This is a genomic window from Micromonospora sp. KLBMP9576 (assembly GCF_050941805.1).
Lineage (GTDB): Bacteria > Actinomycetota > Actinomycetes > Mycobacteriales > Micromonosporaceae > Micromonospora.
The window spans coordinates 1,288,734-1,303,098 of record NZ_CP194567.1; the positions used below are offsets into that span (position 1 = coordinate 1,288,734).

Annotated in this window: 13 protein-coding genes; 9 read left to right on the forward strand and 4 right to left on the reverse strand. The window is 72.6% G+C overall.

The window, feature by feature from the left end:
- Positions 1-98 precede the first annotated feature (98 nt).
- Positions 99-1,043 (forward strand): 4-hydroxy-3-methylbut-2-enyl diphosphate reductase, encoded by a 945-nt coding sequence (ispH, locus tag ACQ452_RS06090; protein ID WP_433390762.1) that lies wholly within the window; start codon positions 99-101, stop codon positions 1,041-1,043.
- Positions 1,044-1,094: 51 nt separating this feature from the next.
- Here ispH and ACQ452_RS06095 read toward each other — a convergent pair whose 3' ends face one another.
- Complete coding sequence (locus ACQ452_RS06095; protein ID WP_433390765.1) at positions 1,095-2,033, reverse strand: isopenicillin N synthase family dioxygenase; 939 nt, start codon at positions 2,031-2,033, stop codon at positions 1,095-1,097.
- A 165-nt stretch (positions 2,034-2,198) separates the two neighbouring features.
- Between ACQ452_RS06095 and ACQ452_RS06100 the strand changes: the two genes are divergently transcribed.
- The 7 genes from ACQ452_RS06100 (at position 2,199) to ACQ452_RS06130 (ending at position 11,319) form a co-directional block, all read left to right on the forward strand.
- Entirely contained in the window at positions 2,199-3,059 is an 861-nt protein-coding gene (locus ACQ452_RS06100) for a helix-turn-helix transcriptional regulator (protein WP_433390768.1), read from the forward strand.
- 232 nt (positions 3,060-3,291) lie between these two features.
- Positions 3,292-6,306 (forward strand): amino acid adenylation domain-containing protein, encoded by a 3,015-nt coding sequence (locus tag ACQ452_RS06105; protein ID WP_433390771.1) that lies wholly within the window; start codon positions 3,292-3,294, stop codon positions 6,304-6,306.
- Positions 6,306-7,064: a leucyl/phenylalanyl-tRNA--protein transferase gene (locus tag ACQ452_RS06110; protein WP_433394006.1), complete on the forward strand. Its 759-nt coding sequence runs from the start codon at positions 6,306-6,308 to the stop codon at positions 7,062-7,064. The genes ACQ452_RS06105 and ACQ452_RS06110 overlap by 1 nt, the downstream gene beginning before the upstream one ends.
- Positions 7,065-7,082: 18 nt before the next feature.
- Positions 7,083-7,826, forward strand: coding sequence for an N-acetyltransferase (locus tag ACQ452_RS06115; RefSeq protein WP_433390773.1), 744 nt, complete (start codon positions 7,083-7,085; stop codon positions 7,824-7,826).
- Positions 7,823-8,872: a methyltransferase gene (locus ACQ452_RS06120; RefSeq protein WP_433390776.1), complete on the forward strand. Its 1,050-nt coding sequence runs from the start codon at positions 7,823-7,825 to the stop codon at positions 8,870-8,872. Before ACQ452_RS06115 ends, ACQ452_RS06120 begins: the two co-directional genes overlap by 4 nt.
- 87 nt (positions 8,873-8,959) lie before the next feature.
- Positions 8,960-10,684, forward strand: coding sequence for an acyl-CoA dehydrogenase family protein (locus ACQ452_RS06125; RefSeq protein WP_433390779.1), 1,725 nt, complete (start codon positions 8,960-8,962; stop codon positions 10,682-10,684).
- Positions 10,681-11,319 (forward strand): hypothetical protein, encoded by a 639-nt coding sequence (locus ACQ452_RS06130; RefSeq protein ID WP_433390781.1) that lies wholly within the window; start codon positions 10,681-10,683, stop codon positions 11,317-11,319. The genes ACQ452_RS06125 and ACQ452_RS06130 overlap by 4 nt, the downstream gene beginning before the upstream one ends.
- A gap of 28 nt (positions 11,320-11,347) precedes the next feature.
- Here the strand turns inward: ACQ452_RS06130 and ACQ452_RS06135 are convergent, their stop codons facing one another.
- The 3 genes from ACQ452_RS06135 to ACQ452_RS06145 are packed head-to-tail and all read right to left on the reverse strand — an operon-like array spanning position 11,348 to position 12,867.
- Positions 11,348-11,833: a pyridoxamine 5'-phosphate oxidase family protein gene (locus ACQ452_RS06135; protein ID WP_433390784.1), complete on the reverse strand. Its 486-nt coding sequence runs from the start codon at positions 11,831-11,833 to the stop codon at positions 11,348-11,350.
- A 3-nt stretch (positions 11,834-11,836) separates the two neighbouring features.
- Positions 11,837-12,007: a hypothetical protein gene (locus ACQ452_RS06140; RefSeq protein ID WP_433390787.1), complete on the reverse strand. Its 171-nt coding sequence runs from the start codon at positions 12,005-12,007 to the stop codon at positions 11,837-11,839.
- Positions 12,004-12,867, reverse strand: coding sequence for a 3-hydroxybutyryl-CoA dehydrogenase (locus ACQ452_RS06145; protein WP_433390789.1), 864 nt, complete (start codon positions 12,865-12,867; stop codon positions 12,004-12,006). The genes ACQ452_RS06140 and ACQ452_RS06145 overlap by 4 nt, the downstream gene beginning before the upstream one ends.
- Positions 12,868-13,106: 239 nt before the next feature.
- Here ACQ452_RS06145 and ACQ452_RS06150 point away from each other — a divergent pair, with 239 nt between their 5' ends.
- Positions 13,107-14,339 carry a cytochrome P450 family protein gene (locus ACQ452_RS06150; protein WP_433390792.1) on the forward strand — a complete coding sequence of 411 codons (1,233 nt, stop codon included), beginning with the start codon at positions 13,107-13,109 and terminating at the stop codon, positions 14,337-14,339.
- The last annotated feature ends 26 nt before the right edge of the window (positions 14,340-14,365 follow it).

Below are 14,365 nucleotides of genomic sequence, written 5' to 3' on the forward strand. Positions count from 1 at the left end.
GGGCCGGCGGCGGGCGTCGTCGCCGCGGCCCCACCCGGACCCCACCGGATTGCGAGGACGGGGCTCGATACTGCGGAGATGCGTGGAAGGAGTGCACGATGTCCGTAGCCGAGTCCGTAACGGTACTGCTCGCGGCACCGCGCGCGTTCTGCGCCGGTGTCGAACGCGCGATCGAGATCGTGGAGCGGGCCATCGCCAGCCGGGGCAGCCCGGTGTACGTCCGGAAACAGATCGTCCACAACGCGCACGTCGTCGCCGACCTGGAGTCGCGGGGCGCCGTGTTCGTCGAGGAACTCGACGAGGTGCCCGCGGGCGCGACAGTGGTGTTCTCGGCGCACGGGGTTTCGCCAACCGTGCGCGCCGAGGCCGCCCGGCTCGGCCTGGAGGTCTTCGACGCGACCTGCCCGCTGGTCGCGAAGGTGCACACGGAGGCGCGCCGGTACGCCGACCGTGGGGACACCGTGCTCCTCGTGGGGCACGCGGGACACGAGGAGACCGAGGGCACCCTGGGCGAGGCCCCGGACCGGACGCTCCTCGTGCAGTCGATCGAGGACGCGCGCACGGTAGAGGTCGCCGACCCGGACCGGGTGTCGTACCTGACCCAGACCACGCTCGCCGTGGACGAGACCGCCGAGGTGCTCGACGTGCTGCGGGAAAGGTTCCCCGCGCTGCGTGGGCCGTCCTCGGCCGACATCTGCTATGCCTCGACCAACCGGCAGGCGGCGTTGCGTGCCGTCGCCGGGGAGTCCGACCTGGTGCTCGTGGTCGGCTCGACGAACTCGGCGAACACGCAACGGCTGGTCGAGCTGGCCCGCCGCGCGGGGCGGCCGGCCCACCTCATCGAGGACGCGGCGGGAATCCGGCCGGAGTGGCTGACAGGTGTCGCCACGGTCGGCGTCACCGCCGGCGCGTCCGCCCCACCGCACCTGGTCTCGGGGGTCCTCGACGCGTTGCGGGCCCACGGGCCGGTGACCGTCGTGGAACGTGTGGTGGCCCGCGAGACCATCGAGTTCACCATGCCGGGCGCTGTGCGCTCCCTGTGACCCGCCCCGCCGCCACCCGCCGCCGTGACACGGGCGGCGGGGGCGTCGGGGTCACGCGGAGGCCTGGTACGTCGACTGCATCTTGTGTGAGAACCACTCGCCCACGGTCACCCGGTGGAGCCCGGTTCCGGCGCCCGCCCGCGCCAGCGGACGCATGGGTTCGATGGTGGCGTCGTGGTTGGGCAGGTAGAAGAACGGAATGGAGACCCGCGAGGGCGCGTCAATCCCCTCGGGGTTGGCCACCCGGTGCACTGTCGACGCCCAGCGGCCACCGGTCCAGAACGCCATCAGGTCGCCGATGTTCACCACGAAGCTGCCGGGCACGGCGGGCACGTCCAGCCAGTCGTCGTCGCGGCGCACCTGGAGCCCGCCCAGGTCGTCCTCCACGTAGAGCACGGTCAGGCTGCCCCAGTCCGTGTGCATCTCGCGCCGCAGCACGTGGCCCTCGGGGGCCGGGTAGTAGTAGTTGGCCAGGATCAGCGACACGTGTGCGTCGAACTTGCCCTCGAAGAAGCCCTCGGGCAGGTCGAGCGCGAGGGCGAACAGCCGCATGATGTCGGCCGACAGCTCGGTCATGGCGGCGACGTACTCGTACCAGACCGCCCTGAAGTCCTCGTCCGGCCAGATGTTCGCCGCCTTCCAGGTGGCCGGGTGCGTGCCGAGCCGGGCGCGTTCCTCGTCGCTGAGGTCGCCCGTCACGTGCGCCGCGAACGCCTCGTACGGCCCGCCCGGGCGGCGCAGCCCCGATACTCCGGAGCCGCGGTTCGCGCTCCTGTCCTTCTCCTCCTCGGGCCGGACGAAGAAGGCCCTGGTGATGGTCAGCATGCGGTCCACCAGGTCCCGGGACACGCCGTGTCCCACGACCGTGAAGAACCCCGAGCCCTCGCAGGCCTTGCCGATCGCGGCCGCGACGGCCGCGCGCCCCGCGGGGGTGGATCGGCCGCCCAGATCGATTGTCGGTACGAAATCCCGGTTTACCACGGGTTCCACAGCTACCCGCCTCTCTCTCGGCGTCGTTGCATTAATCGAACCAATCTCCGGTAATTGGTCGGGAAGTTTCCGTCAAGCCGTCGGACCCACGCGCGGGTAATGATCGCCGCATCTGCCGGTAAGGCCATGTTGAAGATGCAAGACATTTACCGGCACCATTGCCTCGTGCGATACGAGGACGAGCGGTTGTCGCAGCTGGTCGGGACGCTCGCCGAGGCGGGCGCGCTTCCCGGTGAAGCCGTGGGTCGGCTCGTCGCCGACGCGCTGGGAGGCGCTGTGGATCCGGCCGTGCGGGTGCTCGCCGACGCCGCCGAGGGCAGCCCGCCGCTGTTGGCCGCGCTGCTCGACGGGGTCCGCGTCGAGGGCGTCGTCGCCGGGCCCGGGCGGGCGCGTACGCCGCAGCGGGTGCGGCAGCTCGTGCGGACCACGCTGCGCGGCGCGCCGACCGGCTCGTGGCAGCTGCTGCGGGTCGCCGCCGTGCTCGGCCAGTCCTGCCAGCTCGCGGAGCTGGCGGCGATGACCGGGCGGAACACCGCCCAGATGCTGCCGGACCTGGACGCGCTGCTCGATGCCGGCCTGCTGCACTGGGCGGGCGACGACCTCGCCTTCCGGCACCGGCTGGTGTGGTGGGCGGTGCTCGACGCCCTGCCGCCGGCCGTGCGGCAGGCGCTGCGTGGCGACCGCGACCGCCTCCGCCGGCGACCGGCCGGCACCGCCGCACCCCGCGCCGCCGACCCGCCGGCGGAGCCCGTGGCCCCCGCCGACCTGCGGCGAAGGATAGGGCTGCGCTCCACGGCCGTCGCCCGGGAACGCCGTCCCGACGGCGGCGCGTGGGAGTCGTTCAGCGGCGTCGAGCGGGCCATCGCGCGACTGGTCGCCGAGGGCATGACCAACCGGCAGATCGCGACCCGGGTGCGGCTGTCGCCGCACACCGTCAACTACCACCTGCGGGGCCTCTTCCGCCGGCTGGGCATCTCCTCGCGGGCGGAACTCGTGCGCCACGTGCCGGTCTCCGCCGCGGCGTAGGGGCCGCCGCGGCGCCGTCGCGACATCGCGTCTGGCGTCGCCCACTCGTGCTTGATTCGACGGGTAATCGAAACTGCCCGAATGACTACCCTGATGAGTAGCGTCAATGTTAATCGTTGCTCGTTCTGGTAGTCCGGGGAACCGTGTTCAGGCAGTAGTGTTCCCCTTACGAATCGTTGGGTCAGCGGCAGGTAATCCACGGGTACGACCGTGCTCACACCCGAGGGAAAAGATGAATGTAAGTACGCAACCGCGTGTCCACGAACTTATCGCCGTCCGCGCGGCAGAGCAGCCCGACCGGATCGCCCTCGTGCAGGGCGACGCGCGAGTCAGCTACGCGGACCTGGAACGCCGGGCCAACGGCCTGGCCCACCGCCTCGTCGACGAGGGCGCCGGCCCGGACCGCGTGGTCATGGTCCACCTGGAACGCTCGATCGACGCCGTCGTCGGGCTGCTCGCCGTCTGGAAGGCGGGCGCCGCCTACCTGCCCGTCGACCCCGGCCTGCCGGACGGCCGGGTCGAGACGTTCGTGAAGGAGACCGGCTGCGCGAGCGTCGTCACCCACGAGCGCGACCTGGCGCGCTTCGCCCACCTGCCCGTCACGGCGCTCACCGTGACCGGGGCGGCCGGCGGCGCGACCGCACCGGCCGTGGCGGTGAGCGGCGGGGACGCCGCCTACGTGATCTACACGTCGGGCTCCACGGGCACGCCGAAGGGCGTGGTGGTCGAGCACGGCTCCCTGAGCCACCTGTGCGGGGAACTGGCCGGCCGCTACGGCGTCGTCCCCGACGACCGGGTGTTGCAGTTCGGCGCGCTCTCCTTCGACACCTCCATCGAGCAGATCGCTGTCGCGCTGCTCGGCGGCGCGACGCTCGTGCTGCCGGAGCTGGCGTGGGCGCCCAGCGAGTTGCCGGAGCGGCTGCGCCACCACGGCGTCACCGTGATGGACCTGACGCCCGCGTACTGGCGCCGTTTCCTCGCCGAGGCCGGCACGGCGGCCCGCGAACTGCCAGTCCGCCTGGTCATCGTGGGCGGCGAGGCGGTCAACGCGGCGGACTGCCGCACGGCGCTGGAGCTGATGCCCGGGGTCCGGTTGGTCAACGCCTACGGGCTCACGGAGACCACGATCACCACCTGCCTGATGGAGCTGACGCCCGACGTGCTGCCGGCCCGCGGCACCGCCCCCGTCGGCCGGCCGCTGCCCGGCGCCGCCGTGTACGTCCTCGACGAGCGCGGGCGACCGGTCGCCCCCGGCGAGCGCGGTGAGATCCACATCGGTGGTCTCGGCGTGGCGCGCGGCTACGTCACCGAGGACGAGGCGGGCCGCTTCCGCGTGGACCCGTTCGCGTCCGCGCCCGGCGCCCGGATGTACCGGACCGGTGACCTGGGCTCCTGGACGGCGGAGGGCCACCTGGAGGTGATCGGGCGCGCCGACCGGCAGGTCAAGATCCGCGGCTTCCGGGTGGAACCGGGCGAGATCGAGGCGACGCTGGCCACGCACGAGCACGTCGACACGGTCGCCGTCACCACGTACGTGCACGACGGCCAGCGGCGACTGGCCGCGTACCACACCGGCGCGCGGCCCCCGGGCGCGGCGGAGCTGCGCGAGTTCGCCGGCCGGCACCTGCCCGACTACATGGTGCCGACGGCGTTCGTCGCCCTCGACGAACTGCCGCTGAAGGTCAACGGCAAGGTCGACCTGGCCGCGCTGCCCGCCCCCCGGGCCGCGACCCTCGCGCCGGCTGTCGCGGACGACGCCCCCGTCGACCTGGTGGAACGGGGCGTGACCCGGCTGTGGGGGCAGGTGCTCGGCGTGCCCCGGGTGCTGCCGGACGACAACTTCTTCGCGCAGGGCGGCAACTCGATCCTCGCCGCCGAGCTGCTCGCGAAGATCCGCGGCTCCTTCGGCGTGCTGATCACCCAGGTGCGTCCGCTCATCCGGCTGCTGCTGGAGGACGCCACCCCGCGTGGGCTGGCGCGGGCGGTGCGCGCGGCCCGGGCCGGCACGCTCGCCGGCGACGACACCCGCAGGCGGGTGGACTTCGCCGCCGAGACGGAGCTGGACGTGCCGATCCGGCGCGAGGTGCCCGACGAGCCGTGCTGGCCGGAGCCCCGCCACGTGTTCCTCACCGGCGCCACCGGCTTCCTCGGTGTCTACCTGCTGCGGGAGCTGCTGGACACCACGGATGCCGTGGTGCACTGCCTCGTGCGCGCCGACTCCCCGGCGCAGGGCATGGCCCGCGTCCAGGCCAACGCGCGGCACTACTTCGGCGCGGACCTCGCCGGGTACGCGGCGGCCGGCCGGATCGTCGCCGTCCCCGGCGACCTCGCGGCGCCCGGGCTCGGCCTGCCCGAGGCGACCTTCGACGCGCTGGCGCGCACGGTCGACGTCATCCACCACCCCGGCGGGGCCGTCAACTTCATCTACCCGTACGCGCACATGCGCCCGGCCAACGTCGACGGCACCCGCGAGATCATCCGGATGGCCGCCCGGCACCGCAACGTCCCGGTGCACTACACGTCGACCATGGCGGTCGTCGCGGGCTTCGGCACCGCCGGCGTCCGGCATGTCGACGAGGACACCCCGCTGGCGTACGCCGACCATCTCTCCGTCGGGTACGTGGAGAGCAAGTGGGTCGCCGAGGCGCTGCTGCACACCGCGGCGCAGCGGGGGCTGCCGGTGGCGATCTACCGCGCCGCCGACATCTCCGGCGACGGGGTCGCCGGCGCGTGGAACACCGCCACCGAGATGTGCGCGATGAAGAAGTTCGTGGTGGACACGGGCACCGCCCCCGTGGCGGAACTGCCGCTGGACTACACGCCTGTCGACGTGTTCGCCGCCGCCGTCGCACACATCGCCCGGACCACCCTCCCGGCCGGCGAGGTCTACCACCTCACCAACCCCGGGAAGGTCAACATCTCGCTGCTGGTGCAGCGGCTGCGGGCACACGGGCACGACATCCGCGAGGTGCCCTGGGCGCAGTGGCTCGACGAGATGGTGCGGGTCGCGGTCGAACAGCCCGACCATCCGATGACGCCCTTCGCGCCGCTGTTCATCGACCGCTGCGCGACGGGCGAGATGAGCGTCGCGGAGATGTACCTGGAGACGACGTTTCCGGCCTTCTCCCGCACCAACGTGCACCACGCCCTGCGCGGCAGCGGCATCGAGATCCCGGCGGTGGACGCGGCGATGCTCGACCGCTACCTCGGCTATCTGACCCGCACCGGCTTCCTGCGGGCCGCGTGATGGGCTGGGACGCGCTCGACCTCATCGCCGCACCCACCGAGGGCCCCGTCGCGTTCGGCGACGACCTCTGCGCGGCGACGCTGCTCGACGCCTACCGGCACGGGCTGTTCCCGTTCCCGGCCGACACCGAGGAACGGAAGATCGTCAGCGAGTTCACCTACGAGGCGGACGTCGCCGCCGGGCGGATCGCGGTGCTCGCCGGCAGCGTCGACCCGTACGCCGTGGCCTGGTGCTCACCCGACCCGCGTCCGGTGATCCACGTCGACCGGGCCCGTATCCAGCGCAGCCTGCGCCGGCAGCTCCGCAACAAGGTCGAGTGGACGACGACCCTCGACGCGTGCTTCGACCGGGTGGTCCAGCACTGCCGGGTGGGCCGCGAGCCACGGTGGCTGACCGACCCGCTCGTGTCGACCCTGCGCGTGCTGCACGCGGCGGGGCACGCGCACAGCGTCGAGGTGTGGGAGGGCGACGAACTGGTCGGCGGCACGTTCGGCATCCGCGTCGGCGGCATGTTCAGCGCCGACTCCCAGTTCGCCCTGCGCAGCGGCGCGGCGAAGGTCGCGGTGGCGTGCCTGGTGCGGCGCGTCGCGGACAGCGGCGGCGTCGCGGTCGACGTCCAGCACGACGGCGACCACGCGAAGCTCATCGGCGCGGTGCCGGTGCCCCGCTCGGAGTACCTGGCGCTGCTGCGCAAGCACGCCGACGACGACTGCGCCATGCCCGCGGACCCGCTGCCCGCGCGCAGCCTGGCCGCCTGACCGACGGAGGTGACCCCCATGCGCGTGTCGACGCTCGCGGAGCGACCGGACCTGCTCGACGGGATGCTCCACATGGAGGCGTCCTGGCCGGACTACATCCCGCCCGAGCCGATGGTGATCGGCTGGGCCCTCGATCGGTACCCGGAGCACCAGCTCGTCGTCGTCGACGCCGACGACACGGTGATCGCCCGCGCGGCCAGCGTGCCCTTCGCGTGGGACGGCGACACGGCGAGCCTGCCCGACACCGGTTGGGACGCGGTGCTGGGGTTGAGCATGCTCGACACCGCCGCCGGCCGCGAGCTCACCGCGCTGTGCGCGCTGGAGATAGCCGTGTTGCCGGGCATGCAGTCCAAGAACATGTCGGGGCGCGTCCTGGCGGCGGTCAAGGACAACGCCCGCCGGCACGGCTACCGCGACGTCGTCGGGCCGGTCCGGCCCAGCGGCAAGCACGCCGAGCCGCACGAGCCGATGACCGGGTACGCCGCCCGGACCCGCGACGACGGGCTGCCGACCGACCCGTGGCTGCGCGTCCACGTCCGGGCGGGCGGTCAGGTCCTCGACGTCTGCCCGGCCTCCATGACTATCTCCGGGAGCCTCGCGCAGTGGCGCGCCTGGACCGGGCTGCCCTTCGACACCAGCGGACCGGTCGTCGTGCCGGGCGCCCTGATCCCGGTCGAGGTGAACGTCGACCACGACCACGCCGTCTACGTCGAACCCAACGTGTGGGTGCGACACCCCCTCGTGGAAAGGCATGACAGATGACCAGCACCGTCCCGGCCACCTCGGCCCCGAAGATCCGCAACCGTGCCGCGCTGATCGAGATCATCGGCGGCTACATGGCCTCACAGTCGGTCGCGCTCGCCGCCGAGCTGAAGCTCGCCGACCACATCCACGACGGCCGCACCACCAGCGCGCGGCTCGCCGAGGCGACGGGCACGCACGCGCCGTCGCTGCACCGGCTGCTGCGGACCCTCGTGGCCGTCGGCGTGCTGGCCGAGCCCACGCCGGGCGAGTTCCGGCTGACCGAGGTGGGGGAGCAGCTACGCACGGACTCGCCCGACTCGCTGTGGGCGTTCACCCGGTTCTTCACCAACCCCACGCTGTTCTCGTCCTGGCAGCAGGTGCGGCACTCCGTCGAGACCGGTGAGTGCGCCTTCGACCACGTGCACGGCAGGAACGCCTACGTGCACCTCGCCGAGCACCCCGAGCTGTCGGCGCTGTTCAACGTGGCGATGGGGCAGGAGTCGCGGGCCTCGGCCCAGCTCGTCGCCGACGGGTACGACTTCTCGGGCGTGCGTACCGTCGTGGACGTCGGCGGCGGCGACGGGACGCTGCTCGCCGCGATCCTCGGCACCCACGGACATCTGACCGGGGTGTGCTTCGACAGCGCCGCGGGCGTCGCCGAGGCCGCCGGCGTGCTCGCCACCGCCGGGGTGGCCGACCGCTGCGAGATCGTCGCGGGTGACTTCTTCTCGTCCGTGCCGGGCGGCGGCGACCTGTACGTGATCAAGAGCGTCTTCCAGGACTGGAACGACGAGAACGCCCGCAAGCTGCTGAGCACGGTGCGCGCGCACATGCCCGCCGACGCGACCCTGCTGATCGTCGGATCGGTGCTGCCGGACACCGCGAACACCGACAACCCGGTGATGTTCTACACCGACATCAACATGTTGGTGACCGCCGGCGGACGGGAGCGGACCGAGAGCGAGTTCCGGGCCCTGCTCACCCGGACCGGCTTCACCGTCGAGTGGTGCGGGCACGGCGCCGCCGGCCCGCTGTCCCTGATCAGGGCCGTGCCGGCGAGCTGACCCGCCTCGCGGTCGTGCCGCGTCCGCCCTGGCGGGGCGGACGCGGCACGACCGTGTCCCCCGATCCACCGCATCCGGGAGGCAACCATGTCCAGACCGAGTTTCGGCGGCGAACTCCTGCGCGGCAGGCTGCGGGTCGACCTGCTCGACCCGCTGCCCGAGGCCGGAGCCGGAGCCGACGCCGAGGCGTTCCTCGCGCGGCTGCGCGCGTTCTGCACCGACAAGGTGGACGGCCGGCTCATCGAGCGCGAGGACCGGATCCCCGACGAGGTGGTCGACGGCCTGCGCGACCTCGGCGCGTTCGCCATCAAGCTCCCCCGGGAGTACGGCGGGCTCGGCCTGCCGGGGGTCTGCTACCACCGCGCGCTGATGATCGTCAGCAGCGCGCACTCCTCGCTCGGGGAGCTGCTCGCCGCACACCAGGCGATCGGCCTCATCCAGCCGCTGCGGCTGTTCGGCACCGACGCGCAGCGGCGCGAGCTGCTGCCGAGGTGCGTACGCGAGATCTCCGCCTTCGCCCTCACCGAGCCGGACATCGGCAACGACCCCTTCCGGATGCGGACCACCGCCACCCCCACGGACGACGGCGGCTACCGCCTCGACGGGGTGAAGCTGTGGACGACCAACGGCACCATCGCCCACCTGATCGTGGTGATGGCCCTGGTGCCGCCGTCGGAGAGCGGCCCGGGCGGCATGTCCGCGTTCGTGGTCGAGGCCGACGCGCCGGGGGTCACGGTCGAGCACCGCAGCTCCTTCCTGGGCCTGCGCGGCCTGGAGAACGGGGTCGTCCGGCTGCACGACGTCCGGGTGCCCGCGAGCCGGCGGATCGGCCCGGAGGGGCAGGGGCTCCAGGTGGCGCTCGCAGCCCAGGACACCGGCCGGCTGTCGATGCCCGCCGTTTGCGCCGCCGCCGCCAAGTGGAGCCTGAAGATCGCGCGCGAGTGGTCGGGCGTACGCGTGCAGTGGGACCGGCCGATCGGTGAGCACGAGGCGGTGGCGGGCAAGATCGCCTACATCGCGGCGACCGCCTTCGCCCTGGAGGCCATGGTCGAGGTGTCCGGCCGGCACGCCGACACCGGCCTGCTGGACACGCACACGGAGGCCGAGCTGGCGAAGCTGTTCGCCTCGGAGCAGGCGTGGCGCATCGCCGACGAGCTCATGCAGATCCGGGGCGGTCGCGGATACGAGACGGCGGAGTCGGCCGCGGCCCGTGGTGAGCGCGGCGTCCCCGTCGAGCAGCTCTTCCGGGACCTGCGTATCGGCCGGATCTTCGACGGCTCCAGCGAGGCGCTGCGGGTGTTCGTCGCCACCGACGCGCTGGCCGACGAGCCGGATCCGGCCGACCGGCCCACGCCGGGCACACCGCCGCCCGGCTTCGGTGTGCTGGCCGGGCACCTGTCGTTCGCCGACGCGACGAGCGCCGAGCTGGCCGGGCACCTCGGCGACGGTCGGCGGCGGTGGGGCGAGGCGGTGGCGCAGCGGCAGCTGTTCCTGGGCCGGGTCGTGGACGTCGCCGCCGAGCTGTACGCGATGACCGCCTCCTGCGTCTACGCCCGCGCGCTCGGCGGCACGGCTGTCGAGCTGGCCGACGCGTTCTGCCGCCAGTCGCGCCAGCGCGTGGCCGAGCTGCGCCGCCGGCTGTGGGACAACACCGACGCCGACGACGTCGCGCTCGCCCGGGGCGTGCTGGACGGCAGCTTCACCTGGTTGGAGGAGGGCGTGCTCGACGCGTCCATCGAGGGGCCGTGGATCGCCGAGCCCGCACCGGGGCCGGCGACCGGGCCGAACCTGCACCGCACGATTCGGAGGTGACCGTGGACGAGCACGTGGCAGAGCTGGTGGCACAGGGCCGGCGATCGCTGGAGATGGCGCCCAACCGCTTCCTGGAGCAGCTGGAGCGCGGTGAGGTGCCGACCGACCGGTTGGCCGCACTCGCCGGCGAGCTGCATCACCTGGTGTCCAGCGACCGGAGCAGTTTCGCGTTCCTGGCGGCCCGCTTCCCCGAGCCGCTGTTCCTGGCGATGGCGGCCGCCGAGGAGGAGGCGCTGGGCCTGCTGCCGGCCTTCGCGGCCGCGGTGGGGCTGGGGGAGAAGGAACTGCGGGCGTACGAGCCGCGAGCGCTGGCCCAGGCGTACCCCGCCTTCGTCGTCCGGACCGCCGTCTTCGGGCCGCGCTCGGCGATTCCGCTGGCGTTGCTGGTCAACGTCGAGGAGTCGGGCGGCTTCTACGCCCGGGTGGCCGACGCGCTCCAGGTGCGGTACGGGTTCGCCGACGAGGCGGTCGCGCACTTCCGCTACTTCGCCGAGACGCCGGAGGAGGTGCTGGAGCAGGCGGCCGGGGTGGTGTCGACGGGCCTCGCGGCGGGCGACGACCCGGTGCAGGCCCTGCGCGCGGCGCGGATGGTGCACACCTACGAGGCGGTGTTCTGGGCGACGGTGGCCGGATGACCCCGGGACCGGGGTGGGCCCGCCCCGCTCAGGGCAGGTCCACCTCGATCCGGCGGTCGATCCGGTCCTCGATCCAGGTGCTGGTGTCGACGAGCCACACGCGGTCCACCGAGACCTGGTAGATGCGGTGCTCCGCCGGCGCCAGCAGGGCCGACGCGGGCAGGGTGTACTCCGCCCGGCTCGCCTCGTCCGGCAGCAGGGCGTCGTAGAACGTCGCGTGGTGCGCGTGCACCTCGTCGGCGGTCAGCTCCCGGCAGGTGCCGGTGAACTGGGCGCCGTCGACGTCGGTGAGCCCGCCTGCGGTGACGAAGAGGGCCCCGCTCACCGTGGGTCGGGCCGCCACGTGCCTGCTGTGCCGCGACTGCGTGGCGGAGCCGAACAGCAGGCGCAGCGGGTCGGGCAGCCACGCGTACTGCAGCACCGAGGTCCACGGTCGACGATCGGGGGACACGGTGGACAGGGAGAGGTACTTCGCGTCGGCGAGGACGCGGTGCAGGCGGCCGACGAGGTCCACGGTTCAGCCCACCTCCGCCTGCGACGTGTGGGCGACGTACGTGGTCGCCTGGGACGGCGCGTGGCCGCGCAGCCGGCTGGCCGGGGAGGTGACGTCCTGCGGCTCGTGCGGGATGAGGCGGAACCGCGCGCCGTGCGACTCCAGCAGCCGGACGAGCCGCTCGTACGTGTTCATCGCCCGTACTCGTAGAAGCCCCGGCCGCACTTCTTGCCGAGCATGCCGCCGGCCACCATGCGGGCGAGCAGCGGCGGCGGCGAGTAGTGCGGCTCCCGGAACTCCCGGTACAGCGACTCGCTGATGGCGGCCACGATGTCGAGCCCGATCAGGTCGACGAGGCGCAGCGGGCCCATGGGGTGCGCGCAGCCGAGCGTCATGGCCTTGTCGATGTCGGTCACCGTCGCCATTCCGGACTCCACCATCCGCACGGCGGAGAGCAGGTACGGGATCAGCAGCGCGTTCACCACGAAGCCCGCGCGGTCCTTGGCGCGGACGACCTGCTTGCCGAGCACGTCGGTGACGAACGCGTCGGCCGTCTCGACGGTCCGCGCGGAGGTACGCACCGAGCCGACGACCTCCACGAGCGGGAGCACCGGCGCGGGGTTGAAGAAGTGGATGCCCACCACCTGCTCGGGCCTGGCGGTGACGCCGCCGAGCTTCACGATCGGCAGCGAGGACGTGTTGGAGCCGAGGATCGCGTCCTCGTCCTCGACGACCTTGTCGAGCGTGGCGAACACGTCGAGCTTGATCGACTCCTGCTCCGAGGCGGCCTCGATCACCAGCTGCCGGTCGGCGAAGTCGGTCAGGTCGGCCGTGAAGGACACCCGGGCCAGTGTCGCGTCCCGGTCCGCCTCGCTCAGCTTGCCCCTGCCCACCGCGCGGTCCAGCGACGCGGTGAGCCGCGCCCGGCCCGGCGCGAGGGAGGCCGGCCGCGACACCGCGACGAGCACCTCGAGCCCGGCCCTCGCGCACGTCTCGGCGACCCCGGAGCCCATGACCCCGCACCCGACGACGCCGATCCGGCGAATCCTGTCCATGTTTCTGCCTCCGCATACGCGTTTACGAGGTTTTCTGTCGCGGAATTCGACGAAGCGGGGCGGGCGCGCCCCTGTGGCAAGCGTCGTGGGAAAGACGATAGGCTGGTCCGCTGGCACATCGCAATGATCTGCGCCTTTGTCCAGTCGATTTCATGGCGAATGCGAGCTGGCCGTTACCCGGCAGTTTCCAATCGAAAGTTACCTTTCTTACGATCCCTCATAATCGTAGGAGGTGCACAATGATCGACTTCAGCGCTGCCCCCACCGCCCACATCGACAGTCGTGGCGGCGGGTGCCTGTACGCGCAGATGGACGAGTTCCGCGCGGCGGGACCCGCGGTGGCTGTCGAGCTGCCGGAAGGCATGTCGGCGTGGTCGATCACGCGCGGCGACGTGGTCCGGCGCCTGCTCACCCATCCCGGCATCTCCCGCAACGTCAGGAAGAACGTGCCCAGCTACAGCCCCGGCGTCGTCAAGTGGCTGTCGCCGTGGGTGGACGTGGAGTCCATGTCCACGGCGGAGGGCCGCGAGCACCAGCGTCTGCGGCAGCTCGTGGCGCCGGCGCTGACCCCGAAGCGGATCGACAAGATGCGCCCACACCTGGAGCTCATCGCCCGACGGCTGCTCGACGACCTGGCCACGCGCCCGTCGGACGAGCCGGTCGACCTGCACACCACCTACTCCCAGCAGTTGCCGACGCGGATGATCTGCGACCTGTTCGGGGTGCCGGACGACCTGCGGCCCGAGGTGCTGCGCATCCTGCGGGTGGTGCTGAACACCGACAACGTGCCGGAGGAGGAGTCGGCCGCGGTCTACGTCGACATGAACGTCGCCATGCGTACGCTGATCGACCTCAAGCGCCGCGAGCCGTCCGACGACCTCACGAGCTTCCTGATGGCGGCCCGGGTGGAGGGCGAGGAGCCGCTCGCCGAGCAGGAACTGGTCGACATGCTGCTGCTGCTCATCGGCGGCGGCAGCCAGACGACCGTGTCGCTCATCGACCACACCGTCCGGGAGCTGCTGGCCAACCCGGAGCAACTGGCGACCCTGCTGGCGGAGCCGGCCCGCTGGCCGGAGGCGATCGAGGAGTCGCTGCGCGTGCACTGCCCGGTGGGGTCGCTGCCGATGCGCTGGGCGAAGGAGGACATCGACCTCGGCGAGGGCGTCGTCATCCGGTCCGGCGACGCCATCCTCATCAACTACCTGGCCCACGGCCGCGACCCGGGCGTGCACGACGACCCGGAGACCTTCGACATCGAGCGGGAGAACAAGGACCACCTCGCCTTCGGGGCGGGCCCGCACTTCTGCCCCGGCGCCCGCCTGGCCCGACTGGAGGCGGTGGTGGCGGTGCCGGCGCTCTTCGCGCGCTTCCCGCACCTGACGCTGGCCGTGGCGCCGGAGGACATCCGGCCGCTGCACTCGTTCATCGCCAACGACGTGGCGGCACTGCCGGTGCTGCTGGGCCACCGGTAGGCGGTGACCGCGGCCGACCCGCGACG